Source organism: Halanaerobium sp. ST460_2HS_T2 (assembly GCF_003337665.1).
Taxonomy (GTDB): domain Bacteria; phylum Bacillota; class Halanaerobiia; order Halanaerobiales; family Halanaerobiaceae; genus Halanaerobium; species Halanaerobium kushneri.
Genome location: NZ_QPJF01000012.1, coordinates 1 through 17,168 on the forward strand (window position 1 = coordinate 1; position 17,168 = coordinate 17,168).

A 17,168-nucleotide genomic window follows, 5' to 3' on the forward strand; every position below is an offset into this window, starting at 1 on the left:
GGTGCTACTATTAAATTCGACAAGATGGGGTGAAGCCCTTTTTATATCATTAAAATCTTTGTTATATCAAGGCGTATTTTTATGAAATTCGCTTAATTAAAATCAGAATAAAAATTATTAAAGGAGTAGTGATAATAAATGCAGAATTATGATTTCGTTCATTCATGTATTCGGGTTATGGATTTAGAGAAATCTATTGAGTTTTATCAGGACGCTCTAAATCTAAAGGAAAGCAGACGTAAAGATTTTCCGGAAGCTGAATTTACCCTGGTTTATTTAACAGATCAAAATGAAAGTTTTGAGTTGGAATTAACTTATAATTATGATCGAGAAGAACCCTATACTATTGGCAATGGCTACAGTCATATTGCAGTAGTTGTTGATGATTTAGAAAAATCATATCAGCGTCATCAAGAGGCTGGTTATAAAGTTGGTGACCTCAAAAGTTTAAGTGAAGATTCTTCAGGATATTATTTTATTACAGACCCAGATGGTTACCGAACTGAAGTTATAGCGAGATAAAAGAGTATCAGCTACTTATAGCGTATTGAAATAAAATTAAAATAATAATCTACAAAAAAGCTCAACTTCTGTCAGAGAGCCAGTGGTTGAGCTTTTTTATTTTAAAGGCAGGTAAAAACACTGATTATCTTGAATAATATTAAGTAGAGAAGAATTAAAGCTATCTAAAAATAAAAATTGAAAGGAAGATTTATTTGTCAAAAAAGAATTCATATTTATCTTTATTTTTCAAGTCAATTCCGATTGGACTGGCCAATACTCTGCCCGGTGTGAGTGGAGGTACACTGGCTCTGGTTTTAAATATTTATGAAACTTTAATAAATGCAATCAAAGATATTAAAATCAAGAAGCTCTTTGTCATTGGAATAGGTGCTGCAGTGGGTGTTTTATTTGGCTCAGCTGTGATTACTGATCTTTATCAAAACCAACCTTTGTTTGTAAATTATTTTCTCTTTGGTCTGGTAATTACCTCAGCCCATTCTACATATAAAAAAATTGGGCATTTAAGCTTTTTAAAACTTCTGGTTATGGTTTTAGCCTTTGCTTTTGCCCTCCTTTTTGCCCGAGAAATTCAGTTTGGTTTTTTAAATGCAGAAGGATTAATGCTTTTCTTTATAGCTGGTTTTTTTGGCAGTATAGCAATGATTTTGCCAGGTATTAGTGGAGGGACTCTTTTAATTTTAATGGGAGTTTATCACCCGGTTTTAAATGCAATCAATAATCTGGAATTCTTAATTTTAATTGTGTTTGGGGCGGGTGTAGCAGCAGGTTTATTAGTTTTTGCCTGGCTTTTTTCCTATTTGCTGCAGAAACATCAGAAAGAAATAATGGTTATTTTAACTGGTCTAATTCTGGGCTCTTCAGCAGCTGTATTTCCAGCAAGCTTTAATATTGGGGGACTGGCAGCATTTGCAGCCGGTGCTGTCATAATTATTATTTTAGAAATCATTGGGCAAAATACTTAATTTTTATCAGCTAGCTCTACTTTAGTTTTGTTATCTGGATGAACCTTCTAATAAATAGTCGATCAAAATTAATTTTCAATTGAGGATGAAAGTTATGGAATTAAAAAATAATTTAAGCTTTAAATATTACAGTTATAATCAAAACTTATTTAAAGAAATAATTTCGGAAGAGCCAGAAATTTATATCTTTGCCGGTTATAATGATTTAAAAGAGGCACTTAAATATTATCAGCCTCAGCCTCTCAGTCAGCAGAGCCAATTTTTTAGTCTAAAAGAATTTAAGGAGCGGATCTTGAGCAGTGATCAGATTCTGCTTAAAGAAGAAAAACTTCCCCTGCTTTTGTATTCTGTTTTAACAAAAGAGGAAAAAAAGAAGCTGCGGTTGGATAGTTATCAGGATATTTATCAGTTTTCATCTCGCTTTTTTGCTTATTTTAAACTGCTGCAGGATTATCATCTAGACCAGATTAAAGGTCTGGCAGACTGGCAGCAGGAGAGAGTAGAAAGACTGGAAAGTATTAAAGTAAGATATCAAAAACGCTTAAAGGAACTTGGCTTTGTTGATCAGCTTCTGCTCAGGGAAGAGAAAAAATTAAATTTACAATTTTTAAGCGAGTTTAAAAAGATTAATTTATTCAACATAATGGATTTTACTCCTTATTTTAAAGAATTACTGCAGGAGATAGCTCAGAAATTTGAAGTTAAGCTTCATCTACAGCTCAAAAAATCGGATTTCAATCAAAAAAAATTAGAAATTGAAAAGCTAACTTTACCGGAAAAAACAAATATTATTGAAATTAAAAAATTGAATTCGAAGCTTAAAGGCCTGGCAGCTCTCTTAAATGAGAAAGAAAATTCGCGCCAAGAGGTTCAGCTGTTGGATGCAGGTAGAGAAATTGATTCAGCTGCTATTTTAAGTGACCACTTAAATCTTAATTCCTATCAGAGCTTAAGTGAAACTGCAGTTTATAGGCTGCTGGAATCCCTCTATCAGCTCTACCAACAGGGAAAAAAATCCTCCCAAATTTTAATCGAATTAAAAGAGCTCTATGATTTATCTACTCAGAGTTTATTTAAAGAATGGATTGGATTGGGGACAGAAAGTCTACAAAAAATAGAAAACCTTCTGCGTAATGACTATTATTATCTCGATTTGGATTTGATTGAGTTAGAACTTCCGGCTTTAAAACCTCTTTATCATTTTCTTAAGAAATTGAGAAAGATCAAAAATATTTCAGATTTAAGTGAGTTACTAACGGAAATCTCAGATTTTGCTCTTGATAAAGAAGCTAAAGAAACAGCAGAGAAATTTAATGACAGCCTGCTGGAGCTGAAAAGCATCGAAGAAATGGGTATAGTTTCAAGCTGGAATGATTATTATGCTGATCAGGGAGCTGGACTTTTTTCCTTATTTTTAAATCACTTAAGTTTTAAATCTATTTCCCTCAGTAAAAATGATGAGGCAGCTGAATTTTTAAATCTGGAAAAAGCTCCTCAAACTAAGCGCAAAAAGCTGTTGGTAAATAATTTAATTCAGGATAATTTTGCTCAAAAAAATGATGGTCTTTACTTTTTAAGTGAAAAACAACTTAGAAATAATAAGCTGTTTTTACAGCACAAAAATCAACTTTTAAAAAAATATAAGTTTTTAAGACATATTTTGAATGCTGATCAGAGTATTATCTATACTGTAGAGAATGAAGATCAGAATATTTCACCTGCAGTTATTTTGGAAGAACTTGCTTTAGAATATGGCCTGAACTATCAAGATAGTAAAGTAAACAGCTTGAGTGAAAAAGAAATTTTAAATAATTTATTTAATTATAAGACTGAAGTAGATTTAAAAGTTAATAGCTCAGCTGGTTTTAATCAGAATCTAAAAGTAGAAAAAGAAGATTTTGGCAGCAGCTTTAATTTTAGCTATTATAAATATAAATATTTAAAAGACTGCTATCATCGCTTTTATTTGGAGCAGCTGGCTCAACTTGATACCTCTCTGGAGATAAAACCTTCTCTTTCTTTAATGGCGCTAGGGATTTTAACCCATGAGATTTTTGGTGAGCTGATAATTTATGCCAGAGAGCAGAATCTTGCTCCCAGGGAGATTCCCGCAGAGAGCCGAAAAAAAATTATTCAGCAGGTAATTGAAGATAATAATTTGAAAATTGATCAGGATTATTTAAACTATTATCGGAAGATCATTTTTAAAAGTCTGGAAAAATCTTTTATCCACTTTTCAGAACTACTGCATAAATATTTGCCCGAAGATTATCAGGATGTTCTGGTAGAATGGCCGGAATGGAACTATCAGCGCCAGAAATATTTTTCAGCTCAACAGACTGAATTTTATCTTTCCGGTAGAATAGATCTGCTGTTACTAAAACAGGCTGAATATTTTATTGTTGACTTTAAAACAGGCAGTGGAGACAGCAAACAGCTTGATTTTTATTCACTTTTTCTGCGCCAGAATTATCCGGAAAAACTTCCGTCTGAGAGTAGAAAGGCAATCTATAATGTCTTTGATCAGGCTATGGAATACTCATATAATAAAAGGGAACGAGAAGATAGATTGGGTGCAGAGCTGCAAGAACTGACAGAACAACTTTTTGCAGCTGGAGAATATAAGCGTATTTATAAGTCTCGCTGTCAGCGCTGCCCTTACAGAGATATTTGCAGAGTGGAGGTTTTAAGTGATGAAAAAAGTAATTAAAGCCAGTGCCGGGACAGGTAAAACGTACAGACTGTCTCTGGAATATCTGGCTGCACTTTTAAATGGGATAGATTTTTCGGAAATTATTGTTATGACTTTTACTAAAAAAGCAACTGCAGAAATTAAAAATAGAATTCTGGACCATTTGCGGGCTATAATTACTGAGGGCCCGGAAAAGAAAAATATAATCAATTCACTTAAAGATATTTATCCGGAGCTTGAAGTTGAGCCGGAGAAACTTGAAATAATTTATCGTAAAATGATTTTGAATGATGAGGATATAAAAATATTTACCATTGATGCTTTTACAAATCAAATTTTTAATAGAGGAATTGCCCCCTATCTTTCTCTCTATAACTACCAGATTATAGATGACAGCCAGAATCAGGAGATTATAGAAGAGTTATTAAAAATAATATTGAATAATCAGGATTACTATGAGAGTATGCAGAGTTTTTTAGAAGCCAACAGTGCCCGGAATCTGGAGCCTTATTTGAAATTTATTAGAGATATTGTTGACAACGCCTGGAAATTTATGCTTTTAGAATCATCAGATTTAAAGTTAAAAGAAAAATTACCACAGGCAGAGATATCTGACTTATTTGAAGAGAGCTACCAGACTCTTAAAGAAGTTGCTAAATTACGAGGAGAAGAATTTTCTTCATCCTATTTTGTCAAAGCCGGTCTTCCATTTTTTGAACAGTACCCTGAACTTAATTCAAGAACGAAAAAAAAGAATTTTCTTTACCAGAAAAGAAACTATTTATTAAACAACAGCTACTGGAGTGGAAATAAATTAAGGGCGCAAAAAACTGCAGATTTAAAAGAAAAATTAGAATATGAATATCAATTGTTTAGAGAAAAACTGGCTGCAGAAGTTTACAATCAGGAGGTAATTCCGGCCGAAAAAGAAATTATTAATTTTGCCAGCCTGGTTCTGGATATTTACGAACAGCTCAAATTTAAAACAGGTAAATTTACTCATTCTGATATCAGTAATTATACTTTTAAGTATTTAAAATCTGAAAAAATTGGCCTGATTAAAGATGGTCAGGCAAGCAGTTATCTGCTGGATTTGCTGGGGGGAGAATATAAGGCTCTTTTTATTGATGAGTTTCAGGACACCAGTATTCTTCAGTGGAAAATTTTAAGACCGCTGATTAAAAAGGCCAGTGATTTTATTGCTGTTGGAGATGAAAAACAGTCTATTTACGGATGGCGGGGGGGAGAGAAGAAGTTATTTGCCTCTCTGGAGGAGATTATAGAAGCTGAAACCGAAAGGCTGGAGTGCTGTTACCGGAGTGATCAGAATATAATTAAGCTTTTAAATAATTTTTTTGAACAATCAGAAGTCGATTGGGAGTATCACCCGGTTGAGGCTAATTCTAAGGACTCAGGTTTAACTAAGGTGATTTATGGTGGCAGTTCTGCTTTTTATAATACTGATACCAAAACCTTTGAGAGTCTGGGGGCAGAAAAACAGAGGGAGATAGAAGACTTAAACAGTAAAATTAAAGAAAATCTCCCGGCTGAGATAGCAGCAGATATTAAAGCAAAATATGCTGCTGATTATGGTCAGGTTAGTGTGCTGGCCCGTACCTCAAATGAATTAAATACCATTGCAGAAAGTCTGGAAAAAGAGGGAGTGCCCTACATTTTGGAAAATAGAAATTCACTGCTTGCGGCAGCCTTGCCGAAGGCAGTTTATGATTTTTTATATTTTGCAGCTTACAGAGATTTTTATTCTCTGCTTAAGTTTTTGCGCAGTGATCTGGTCAAAATTGATAATCAGATTCTAAAATTAATTTTAAAAAAACAGAAACTTTTAAAAGACTATTTCACCTCTAGGCAAAAAATTGAATTAAAGCAGGAGTTTAAGCTGCTGTATACAAACGATAAGCAGCTGCCGGAAAATAAAATGAATAATTTAATAAAAACCTTCAAAAAAATTAAAAAACTAATTGATGGAGATTATCAAGAAATTATAAACTATCTTTATCAACAGACAGAGCTGCTTGGGCTTGCAGCAGATAATAGTCTTAGCTTAAAAAATCTTTATTCATTTTTCGAAATTCTAAATTCTTTTTCTTCTTTAAAAGAGCTGCTTAATTATTTAGCTGAAAATAGAGAGAGTGAGGAATTAAAACAGCAGAAGGTAGAAAATAAAGATGCAGTTAGCTTAATGACTATCCATCAAGCAAAAGGACTTTCGCTGCCTGCGGAGTATTATTATTGGAATCCAGGCCGCAGAAGTGGAATGAGCAGTGGTGGCATAAATTTTTATCTTGATTTTGATCAGAAATATGAAAAGTTAAATGATTATTTGTTTATCCAGGACCAGTACCTTGCTATTTTAGACTGGCTTGATTATGATTTTAAGGAAAAGGCAGAAAAGAAAGCAGAAATGGAAGAAATTAATAACCTTTATGTTGCCCTGAGTAGGGCAGAAAAGGATCTGCATTTATATATAGAAGCACCTCGAAAAATAAAGCCTGCTCAGGATTTGATGTGGGCTGGCAGCAGTTATGATTATTATGAAAAGATGCTTTTAAATGCGGTTGCGGGAGACAAATTAACTGATCTTTTAGAGCAGGAATCGGTTGGAGAGCCACTGCAGATTGAAGAAGATAATTCAAGTGGAAAGCATAAGTTGAACCCTCTCAATAAATATTTAAAGCAGAAAAAACACGAGCCTAGAAGTGAGGAAAATGAAGAAAAATATGCCTATTTTAAAAAGCAGAGCAGCAGTTTGAAAATTTCAGCAAAGAAACTAAAAGGCCTGGCTCTCCATTATTATCTGGAAAATATTAAGTATAATAGTGAGAAAGAAAAAATTTCTGCCCGCAGACTGCTTAAAAGTAAGTATGGAAATCTGCTGGGGGAAGAAAAGATTAAAGCTGTAATAAAGAAAGCTCAAATCTTTATTGCAGATAATCCGGATATTTTTTCAAAAAAGTATCAGATTTTTAATGAGTATTTATTAAAAGAAAAAGATATAGCTGAAGAAAAACATTATCGAATAGACAGACTGCTGGTTGACAGAGCAGAGAAGAAAATTAAAATAATCGACTATAAAAGTGGTAGTTATCGCAATCCGGAACAGCTTAAAAAGTATAAGCAGCTGCTCACAGCCGAACTTAATTCGGAATGGGAAATAACAGTTAGTTTTGTTGATGTTTAAATTTGTAAATTAATTAATATCTACTTTTTGGATTAAAATGTTATAATAATAATTAGGATAAATAATGCTAATAAATATAAACTTTAAAATATGAAAGGGTGATTTGATGAAAATTGTACTGGTTCGTCATGGGGAAAGCAAATGGAATCTGGCCAATAAATTTACAGGTTGGACAGATGTAGATTTAAGTGAACAGGGAGTAAAGGAGGCGGAAGAGGCAGGTCAACTATTAAAAAAAGAGGGTTTTACCTTTGATCTAGCCTACACTTCTTATTTAAAAAGAGCAACTAAAACTTTAAATATTATTCTGGATATTATGGATTTGCACTGGATACCGGTAATTAAATCCTGGAAATTAAATGAACGTCACTATGGTGCTTTACAGGGGCTGAATAAAGCTGAGACTGCAGAAAAGGAAGGGGCAGAACAGGTTCATATCTGGCGGAGAAGTTTTGACACTCCTCCACCCGCTTTAGATAAAAATGACGAACGTTATCCGGGCCATGAGGAAAAATATGCTGAACTTAGTGATGAACAATTACCAACTGCAGAAAGCTTAAAAATGACTATTGAGAGAGTAATGCCTTACTGGGAAGATGAAATAGTGCCCAGAATGAAAGAAGGTAAAAAAATAATTATTTCTGCTCACGGCAACAGTCTGCGGGCTTTAGTAAAACATCTGGATGGAATTTCTGATCAGGATATACCATCTGTCAATATTCCGACCGGAAGACCATTAGTTTATGAGTTTGATCAGGAGATGAATGTTTTAGATAAATATTATCTTGGTAATCAGGAAGAAATAGAAAAAGAAATGAATAAAGTTAAAAATCAGGCCAAAAAGTAATTTAATCTAAATTTAATTTTGGCTTAATTATTCTTTAATTTATCTCTGCTATATTATAATTGTAAGCTGAAATAAAGCCTTACTTTAAATTGGATTGATCAGTAATATCATGTTAATATTTAATTTTAAAGTCTGGCTAAAAAGCTAAAACTCAAAGCAGAAATAAATTCCCTCCTTAAGGTGTTTTATTATTCCCCGTTTAAACGGGGGATAATAATTGTTTTGAGTATTTTTAATTAAATCAAATTTTAAAAGGATGGTGTTAGTGATGAAAATAAAGAATAATTTATTAAAGAAATCATTGTTGGCTCTTATTGTCTTATCATTAGTAATATCTGCTGCTCCTGCTGTACTGGCTCAAAATGGGGAAAGTGAAAATATTTATGCAACTAACTATTTTGCTAATATTGCTCAGAATGCAGATAATGGAGTCGTAAAAGTCACTTCAACAATTAAAAGCTCGGGGGGCCAGCAGCTGCCTGAAATGTTTAATGACCCATATTTCAGGTTCTTTTTTGGTGATCGTTTTCAGGCGCCAGAACAGCAGCCTCGTGAAAGAAAAGGTTTTGGTTCAGGTTTTATAGTATCAAAAGATGGATATATAGTAACAAACCAGCATGTAATTGATGGAGCTGATAAAATAGAGATTGCAATCAATGGAGTTGAAGATCCTATTCCGGCAGAGGTAGCCTGGTCTGATTTTAGTCTGGACCTGGCAATACTAAAGGTTGATACTTCAAAAATTGATCAGGAATTAAGTCCTTTAGAAATGGGGGATTCTGATAAATTACATCCCGGAGACTGGGCAATTGCAATTGGTAACCCATTAGGTTTTGAGCATACAGTTACAGTCGGAGTAATTAGTGCCCTGGGAAGACCTATTCAAATACCAACAGATGATCGTCAGGTTAGAACTTATCAGAATTTAATTCAGCTTGATGCAGCTATTAATCTAGGTAATAGTGGAGGACCACTTCTAAATAATCAGGGTAAGGTAATTGGTATTAACACTGCTGTTTCAGCAGCAGGACAGGGAATTGGTTTTGCAATTCCTGTGAATGAAATAAAAGATATTGTTACAGAATTACAGAAAACTGGCGAAGTAACAAGACCATGGGTTGGAATTGCCTTTAGCGAAATCACTAAAGAAGTACAGGAATACTTTGGTTTAGAGGATCAAAAAGGTGTAGTAGTTATTGAAGTTTATAAGGATAGTCCGGCAGAAAAAGCTGGTATCCAGACTTATGATATCATTACAGAGATAGACCAAAAACAGGTTAATTCAACTTCGGATGTCAGTGACATTATTACCAAAAAAGAAGTTGGAGATAAGATTATGTTTAAAGTAATTAGAAATGGTCAGAGCAAAATTCTCTTTGGCCGAATTGGTGATAAGCCTAATGATGTTTAATTAAATATCTAAATTGGATTATACTTTTCAGAATGATCCCGGGCCTTATCTGGTCCGGGATTTAGTAAATTATAATAATAGATTTTAAATTTTATTATTTTATTGATATAATAAGAGGGGTGAGTAAATTGCAGAAAAAAATACTGTTAATTGAAGATGATGTCCAGATTGCTCGTTTTGTAGAATTGGAACTTGAGCATGAGGGTTATCAGGTTAAAAAATTTGATAATGGTTATGATGGAATTAATAAACTTAAAGAAGATGATTATGATCTGCTATTATTGGATATCATGCTGCCCGGGCTTGATGGTTTTGAAGTTTGCAGTAGAATTAGGGAATTTTCGGATATTCCGATAATTATGCTGACTGCTAAATCTGAGCTGGATGATAAAGTAGAAGGTCTTGATATAGGAGCAGATGATTATTTAACAAAACCTTTTGAAATTGAAGAACTGCTGGCTCGAATTCGTGCCCATCTAAGAAGAGATGAGGGTAATGTTGAATCAGATAATACTCTTAAGACTGCTGATCTAGAAATAAATTTAGATGCTCATGTAGTAAAAAGAGCTGGAGAAGAAATAGAATTAACGAAAAAAGAATATGATCTTTTAGTTTACTTAGTCAAAAACGAAGGTATTGTAGTCAGTAGAGATAAATTATTAAATAATGTCTGGGGCTATGATTATACGGGAGAAACCAATATAGTTGATGTATATATTCGTTATTTACGCAGTAAAATAGATGATCCTTTTGAGCAAAAGTTAATCCATACTGTTCGCGGGGTTGGCTATGTTTTGAGGTCAGATAAGTATGTTTGATTTTGTGAGTAAAAAAAGTAAAATTTCCTGGAAGATCACAATATTATATGCTTTTATGTTTATGATGCTAATTTTCTTAATTAATCTTTCAATTTACTTTTTTCTGTCCAGTTTTATTGATGATAATATTAAAAGAAGTATCAATAATACTACTGAGCTTGTTCTTTCGCAGTTTTCTGGTATTGGAGATCCAGTTAATTTTTTTGATACCGATCTTCTGCAGCAGATAAGTCGTAGTGAGGAAAATATTTTTTTTAGAGTACTTGATAAAGATGGACAGGTTAATGCTCAATCTAAATATTTGGAAGATATGGATATACCAATCAGTGCCAAAATTGAAGAATTTCGTTCTGGTTCAAAAATGCTTACAGTTAAAACAATACCAATGAATAATTTTGTCTTTTCAAGAGGTTATCTTCAGGTAGTTAGGGATATTACTTTTGAAAAAAACTTTCTGGATTTTTTAATCATTGTTTTGACTATTGCAGCTGGAATTGGGGCTTTAATTTCGGTTTTTTTAGGTTATTTTACTACTAAGAAAATGCTGTCACCAATTAACAAAATTACTGAGACAGCTAGAGAAATTAGTTCCAGTGATTTAGGACGTCGGCTGGAGGTTAGTGGGCCTGATGATGAGCTAAAAAAACTTGCTCTGACATTTAATTCGATGCTTGATCGTCTGGAAAAATCTTTTCAGAGACAGAAACAATTTGTTTCTGATGCTTCTCATGAACTCAGGACACCTATTTCTGTAATAAAAGGTTATGTTGATTTACTTGATCGCTGGGGTAAAGAGAGAGAAGATGTTAGGGATGAAGCAATTGAGGCTATTAAAAAAGAAACAGTTAATATGAAACAGTTAATGGAAAATTTACTTCTTTTAGCTCGCGGTGATGATAGTGAACTAAAAAAAGAGGAAAAACTTTTTGAATTTAATAGTCTGATTGAGGAAATAATTAAAGAGTTTGAGCTGGTGGAAAAGGAAGTTAAGTTAAAATTTATTGAAGAAGCCAAAATTGAGTTTTATGGAGATCAGAATCTCTTTAAACAGCTGCTGCGTATTTTTCTGGATAATGCAATTAAATTTACTTCGCAGATGGGTAAAATAGAAATCAAAATTGATAGGGTTGACTCCAATAACTTCTATTTTTCTATAGCAGATAATGGACCGGGGATTCCGGAAGAAGATTTGCCTTTTGTTTTTGATAGATTTTATCAGGCAGATAAATCGCGAACCCGAAAAGATAATCAGGGTTCCGGTCTGGGGCTAGCTATTGCGCAACAGATTGTCGAAAGTTACAGTGGTGATATCGATGTTGAAAGTGAAACAGGAAAAGGCACAAAATTTATTATTATTTTACCATTAAATCAAAAAAATAAGATAAATGATTGATCAAAAATCAGTTTAAATAGATGTTTAATTAGGAGATGATATTTTTGGCAAATAAAGAAAACAAGGAGAAAAAAACACTTTTTTTACTGGATGGGCACAGTTTGACCCACCGTGCTTTTTATGCACTACCATTACTGACCAATGATGAGGGAGAATATACTAACGCGGTTTTTGGTTTTGTAAGAATGCTATTTAGTCTTACTGATGAATGGAATCCGGACCGAATGATTATTACTTTTGATAAAAAAGCACCAACGTTCAGACACGAAGAATATGAGGATTACAAAGGGACCAGAAAAAAAATGCCAGAAGAACTGGTGCCACAGATTCCTCTTTTACAGCAGACAATCGAAAAATTAAAAATACCAATACTCGCTAAAGAAGGTTTTGAAGCAGATGATTTACTGGGAACACTTTCAAAAGAGGCGGCCGAAGAAGGATATATGGTTTATATTGTTACAGGCGATAGAGATGCCTTGCAGCTGGTTTCAGATAATGTAAATATTTTGTATACCCGGAAAGGTATTTCCGATTTAGTTAAATTTGATTTGGAAAAAGTAATGGAAAAATATGAACTACCACCAGAAAAATTAATAGACCGCAAAGGTTTGATGGGTGACAGTTCTGACAATATTCCTGGAGTTCCTGGCATTGGCAAAAAAACTGCTTTAAAACTATTAAAAGAATTTGGCTCTATGGAAGAAATTCTCGCTAATATTGATCAGGTTTCAGGTAAAAAGAGAAAAGAGAATCTGCGAAAATATGCAGATCAGGCCAGGATGAGTTACAGACTGGGTAAAATTAAGCGCGATGTTCCTGTAGAGATTAATTTTGATAAATGCCGCCTGGATTCTTATGATGATAAGGAAGCTGCTGAACAGTTTGAAAAACTCGGTTTTACTTCTCTGCTAGATCGTTTTGACTTTAAAGAAGCAGTTGAATTTTCAGATTTAGAAATTATTACTTTAAATCAAAGATCATTAAAAGAATTACAAGAAAAAGCAGTTAAGGCAGGAGAAATTGCGGTAGCAGTTAAATTGAAAAAAAATACCAAAGCAATTCAGGGTAAAATTGAAGCAATCTACTTTGCTTTAAAATCTGAAAGTGAAATTTATTCCTATCCGGTTGAAGATAAAGAAATAGATCCTCTGATAGAGGATATTCTGTCAGCAAAAGAGATTGCAAAACTAATCATTGATGCTAAAGAAGCATCTCTTGCTTTATTAAAACATGAGCTAGAGATTTTGAATATTAGTTTTGAGCCACTGCTTGCCTATTATTTACTGCAGCCATCCTCATCTCTGCCTGAGCTGGAGCAAGTATTAAGTCAGGAATTAACAATTAGTTTTGAAGAAATTAAAGAGCAAGAGAAGCTGCTAATCGAAATCTCCAGGCTTTTTGATTTAAGAGATAAATTAATGCCAAAATTAGAAAAAGATGAGCTGCTTAAATTGTATAATGAGATCGAATTACCTTTAATTAAAGTTCTGGCTCGGATGGAATATAATGGTGTTAAAGTTGATCGAGACTGGCTAAATAATCTTTCAGAAAAACTTGGCGAAAGACTTGATATTATAACCGAAAAAGCACATCAACTTGCTGGTGAAGAGTTTAATTTGAATTCCCCCAAACAGCTGGGAGAAATTTTATTTGAAAAATTGGGTTTGCCAGTTATCAAAAGAACAAAAACTGGTTATTCAACTAATGCCAGTGTCTTAGAGAAACTGGAAGGAAAACATGAGATTATTCCACTTATTTCAGAATACAGAGAGTTATCAAAATTAAAATCAACCTATGTCGATTCCCTACCACCACTCATTAATCAGGAAACAGAAAAAATCCATACTTCTTTTAATCAGATGGTAACTGCTACCGGTCGTTTAAGTAGTACAGATCCTAATTTGCAGAATATACCAATCAGAACTGAAGAAGGTAGAGAAATTAGAAAGGCCTTTATACCTTCGGAGAAAGATATGTTACTGCTGGCGGTAGATTATTCTCAGATTGAGTTGAGAGTTTTTGCTCATTTGAGTGGTGATAAAAAACTTAAAGAAGCTTTTAATAGCGGTGCTGATATTCATACCGAAACGGCAAGTGAGGTTTTTGAGGTAGAACCAGAAGAAGTTTCTCCCAATCTTCGCCGACATGCAAAAGTTATCAATTTTGGTATAGCCTATGGAATGAGTTCTTATGGTTTAAGTCAGGACCTGGATATTCCAGTTGAGGAAGCTCAGGATTATATTGATAAATATTTCAATCGATTTTCTGGAGTTAAAAAGTATATGGATCAGACAATCGAAAGAGTTAAAGAATGTGGTTATGCGGAGACTATGTTTGGCCGCCGCCGTTATATACCAGAAATTAATAGTAGTAACTATCATCGACGTTCTTTTGCTGAAAGAACAGCAATTAACACACCGGTTCAGGGGACAGCTGCTGATATTATGAAAAAATCAATGATTGATGTTTATAATGCTTTAGAAAACGCGAATTTAAACCTGAATATTCTACTGCAGGTACATGATGAATTAGTATTTGAAGTGGCAAAATCTGATTTAGAACCGGCAGCAAAATTAATAAAAGCTAAAATGGAAAATGCAGCTAAACTGGATGTTCCACTTTTAGTTGATCTTCAGACAGGGGAAAACTGGAGAGATAAAAAGGATTATGAGGTGAATAAAGATGCCTGAACTTCCAGAAGTTGAAACAGTGGTTAAGGGTTTAAGACCTCTGGTAGAAGATAAAGTAGTTACTGGAGTAGAAATTAGAGAAAAGAATATGATTGCCTATCCGGAAGAAAATATTTCTGCTTTTAAAGAAAAATTAATTGGTTCCAAAATTGAAGCTGTTAATCGTAGAGGTAAATATATTATTTTTGAATTAAACAGTGATCAAAATATGATAATTCACCTCAGGATGACAGGTAAACTTCTGGTTAAAGAGGTTAAAGAATTTAGAGATAAACACACTCATGTAATTTTTAGTCTTAATGATGGACAGGAAATCAGGTTTAACAATATCCGTAAATTCGGTCGGGTTTATTTAATAGATAAAAACCACCCTGAACAGGCAGGAGGGTTGGCAGAATTGGGACCTGAGCCTCTGAGTGATAGTCTGAATCTGGAAGATTTCAAGAAATTATTTGTAGGTCGGAGAGCAATCATTAAATCACTGCTTTTAAATCAGCATTTTGTTGCTGGAATTGGTAATATTTATGCCGATGAAATACTTTTTAGAGCAGGAATAAAACCTGATAGAACAGCTGATACCTTAAATGATTCTGAAAAGGAAAAGATTTATTATAATATGCGGGATGTTCTTCAGAAAGGAATAATTTATGGAGGTACTTCTTTTAGTGATTATGTTAATGCCTTTGGTGAAAAAGGTTCCTTTCAGGAAGAGCTGCAGGTCCATCAGCGTCAGGGAGAGGAATGCTACAGCTGTGGTACTACTATCGAGAAGATAAAGGTTAGTGGGCGTTCAACTTATTTTTGTCCTCAATGTCAAAAATAGAGATAGAGAAAGGGGATTATTATGATTATTGGTTTAACAGGTGGAATTGCTACCGGTAAATCTACAGCAGCAGAATATCTTGCCCAAAAAGGGGCCAGAATTATTGATGCAGATCAGATTTCCCATAAGATTAGTCGTCAGGGAGAAAAAGGATGGCAGCTGGTTGTAGAGGAATTTGGTGATCAAATATTAAAAGCGGATGGAGAGTTTGATCGAGAAAGACTGGGAGAAATAGTTTTTTCTGATCCAGTTAAGAGAAAAAAATTAGAATCTATTCTCCACCCCCTGATAATTTATGAAATGAAAGAACAGGCACATCAGTATCTAGAAGATGACGAAATAGTTGTTTTTATGGCACCATTACTTTATGAAACCGGACTTGATCGTTTCTGTGATCAGATCTGGGTCATTGCCAGTTCAGAAGAACAGCAGATAAATAGATTAAAAAAGAGGAATAATTTTACTCGAAAAGAAGCACTGAAAAGAATAAATTCTCAAATGCCGCTGTCAGAAAAGAGGAAAAGGGCTGATAAAGTAGTTGAAAATAATTCAACAATAGAAGATTTAAAAACAAAACTGGACTTAAACTGGGAGAAAGTATTGAAGGGAGTAGATGATAAATTGATTAGAATTGCCTTGATAGCTCATGATGAAAAAAAAGAAGATATGATTAGCTTTGCGAAAAAACACAGAGAGGTTCTGGCAAAAATGCGTTTAATTGCTACCGGTACTACAGGTCAGCGTTTAATTGATGAGACCGGATTGGATGTAGAACGAATGGCCTCTGGCCCAATCGGTGGTGATCAGATGATTGGAGCTGAAATTGCTAAAGATCGTCTGGATGGAGTGATTTTCTTGCGGGATCCTCTGACAGCTCAGCCACATGAGCCCGATGTAAGTGCTCTTTTGAGACTCTGTGATGTACATGAGATCCCACTGGCTACTAATCTGGCGACTGCAGAAATGATTATTCACTCTCTGGCTGAAAAAAATAGGGCTTAACTAAAGGGAGGATAAATTAAGTTGGTGAGAAAATACTTAATTAAAGGAATTATTTTTCTTCTTTTATCAATTATATTGTTGATCACCATAAATAGCAATTTTGATTTCTGGACTATCAGGAGAAACTTAGAACCGGTTAAATATAAAAAGCAGATTGATAAATATTCTAAAGAATTTTCTCTTGAACCTGAACTACTGGCAGCTATAATTTATGTTGAAAGCAGATTTAATAAGTATTCAATTTCTCCTAAAGGAGCAGTTGGCCTGATGCAGCTGATGCCAGCTACAGCAAACTGGGTTGCAAAAGAGCTGGGTTATAAAAATTTTAGTTTAAAAGATTTAGACAATCCGGATTTGAATATTAAATTTGGCAGCTGGTATTTTAGCTATCTCTATCAGAAATTTGACCAAAATCTTATTAAAACTATTGCTGCTTATAATGCGGGCGAAAGAAATGTTCAAAAATGGATCAATAACGGCTGGAATGCTGATCTAAAAGAAGAACTTCCATTTGCAGAAACAGATAGTTTTGTGAGAAGAGTTATCTCAACAAAAGATTACTATAGTAAAAACAACCTTAAAATATACAGTTTATCTACTTTCGATCTGCTTTTGGCTAATTTTTCTGAATAATATATCATAAATAGAAATTATTGTCTTATTTTGTATGAAAATTATATATAGTTGGATACAACTTGATTTTTTCAGTAAATAATTATATAATTTAAGTTAGTAAAAAATTTAAGTTTTAAATTATTAAGTTTAGTTTTTCTTTTTAAAACAACAGACACATCTGATAAGGGGGT

Annotated in this window: 12 protein-coding genes and 1 pseudogene; all 13 read left to right on the forward strand. The window is 33.7% G+C overall.

Annotated elements, in window-relative coordinates:
• Positions 1–138 precede the first annotated feature (138 nt).
• Entirely contained in the window at positions 139–522 is a 384-nt protein-coding gene (locus DFR80_RS07045; RefSeq protein WP_076545278.1) for a VOC family protein, read from the forward strand.
• 194 nt (positions 523–716) lie between these two features.
• The gene (locus tag DFR80_RS07050) at positions 717–1,487 is read left to right on the forward strand and encodes a DUF368 domain-containing protein (RefSeq protein ID WP_076545277.1); all 771 of its coding nucleotides are present in this window, start codon (positions 717–719) and stop codon (positions 1,485–1,487) included.
• 94 nt (positions 1,488–1,581) lie between these two features.
• Positions 1,582–4,197: a PD-(D/E)XK nuclease family protein gene (locus tag DFR80_RS07055; protein WP_114489574.1), complete on the forward strand. Its 2,616-nt coding sequence runs from the start codon at positions 1,582–1,584 to the stop codon at positions 4,195–4,197.
• A complete protein-coding gene (locus tag DFR80_RS07060) occupies positions 4,181–7,378 on the forward strand; it encodes an exodeoxyribonuclease V subunit beta (RefSeq protein ID WP_114489575.1) in 3,198 nt (1,065 codons plus the stop codon). Before DFR80_RS07055 ends, DFR80_RS07060 begins: the two co-directional genes overlap by 17 nt.
• 106 nt (positions 7,379–7,484) lie before the next feature.
• The gene (gpmA, locus tag DFR80_RS07065) at positions 7,485–8,225 is read left to right on the forward strand and encodes a 2,3-diphosphoglycerate-dependent phosphoglycerate mutase (protein ID WP_114489576.1); all 741 of its coding nucleotides are present in this window, start codon (positions 7,485–7,487) and stop codon (positions 8,223–8,225) included.
• A 268-nt stretch (positions 8,226–8,493) separates the two neighbouring features.
• Positions 8,494–9,636, forward strand: a complete 1,143-nt coding sequence (locus DFR80_RS07070) for a S1C family serine protease (protein WP_114489577.1) — start codon at positions 8,494–8,496, stop codon at positions 9,634–9,636.
• A 128-nt stretch (positions 9,637–9,764) separates the two neighbouring features.
• Entirely contained in the window at positions 9,765–10,454 is a 690-nt protein-coding gene (locus DFR80_RS07075; RefSeq protein WP_076545272.1) for a response regulator transcription factor, read from the forward strand.
• Positions 10,447–11,847, forward strand: a complete 1,401-nt coding sequence (locus DFR80_RS07080; protein WP_076545271.1) for an ATP-binding protein — start codon at positions 10,447–10,449, stop codon at positions 11,845–11,847. Before DFR80_RS07075 ends, DFR80_RS07080 begins: the two co-directional genes overlap by 8 nt.
• 35 nt (positions 11,848–11,882) lie before the next feature.
• Complete coding sequence (polA, locus tag DFR80_RS07085) at positions 11,883–14,537, forward strand: DNA polymerase I (protein ID WP_369862657.1); 2,655 nt, start codon at positions 11,883–11,885, stop codon at positions 14,535–14,537.
• The gene (mutM, locus tag DFR80_RS07090) at positions 14,530–15,360 is read left to right on the forward strand and encodes a DNA-formamidopyrimidine glycosylase (RefSeq protein WP_114489579.1); all 831 of its coding nucleotides are present in this window, start codon (positions 14,530–14,532) and stop codon (positions 15,358–15,360) included. Before polA ends, mutM begins: the two co-directional genes overlap by 8 nt.
• A gap of 21 nt (positions 15,361–15,381) precedes the next feature.
• Positions 15,382–15,927: pseudogene (gene coaE / locus DFR80_RS15575) on the forward strand (dephospho-CoA kinase); the annotation flags it as partial.
• A gap of 57 nt (positions 15,928–15,984) precedes the next feature.
• Positions 15,985–16,362, forward strand: coding sequence for a methylglyoxal synthase (gene mgsA / locus DFR80_RS15580; protein WP_369862662.1), 378 nt, complete (start codon positions 15,985–15,987; stop codon positions 16,360–16,362).
• 24 nt (positions 16,363–16,386) lie between these two features.
• Complete coding sequence (locus DFR80_RS07100) at positions 16,387–16,995, forward strand: lytic transglycosylase domain-containing protein (RefSeq protein WP_233493768.1); 609 nt, start codon at positions 16,387–16,389, stop codon at positions 16,993–16,995.
• Positions 16,996–17,168 lie beyond the last annotated feature (173 nt).

Coding starts and splice junctions, on each gene's coding strand:
- gpmA (WP_114489576.1), top strand. CDS start 7,485: ATGAAAATTGTACTGGTTCGTCATGGGGAAAGCAAATGGAATCTGGCC.
- DFR80_RS07055 (WP_114489574.1), top strand. CDS start 1,582: ATGGAATTAAAAAATAATTTAAGCTTTAAATATTACAGTTATAATCAA.
- DFR80_RS07080 (WP_076545271.1), top strand. CDS start 10,447: ATGTTTGATTTTGTGAGTAAAAAAAGTAAAATTTCCTGGAAGATCACA.
- polA (WP_369862657.1), top strand. CDS start 11,883: ATGATATTTTTGGCAAATAAAGAAAACAAGGAGAAAAAAACACTTTTT.
- DFR80_RS07070 (WP_114489577.1), top strand. CDS start 8,494: ATGAAAATAAAGAATAATTTATTAAAGAAATCATTGTTGGCTCTTATT.
- mutM (WP_114489579.1), top strand. CDS start 14,530: ATGCCTGAACTTCCAGAAGTTGAAACAGTGGTTAAGGGTTTAAGACCT.
- DFR80_RS07045 (WP_076545278.1), top strand. CDS start 139: ATGCAGAATTATGATTTCGTTCATTCATGTATTCGGGTTATGGATTTA.
- DFR80_RS07060 (WP_114489575.1), top strand. CDS start 4,181: ATGAAAAAAGTAATTAAAGCCAGTGCCGGGACAGGTAAAACGTACAGA.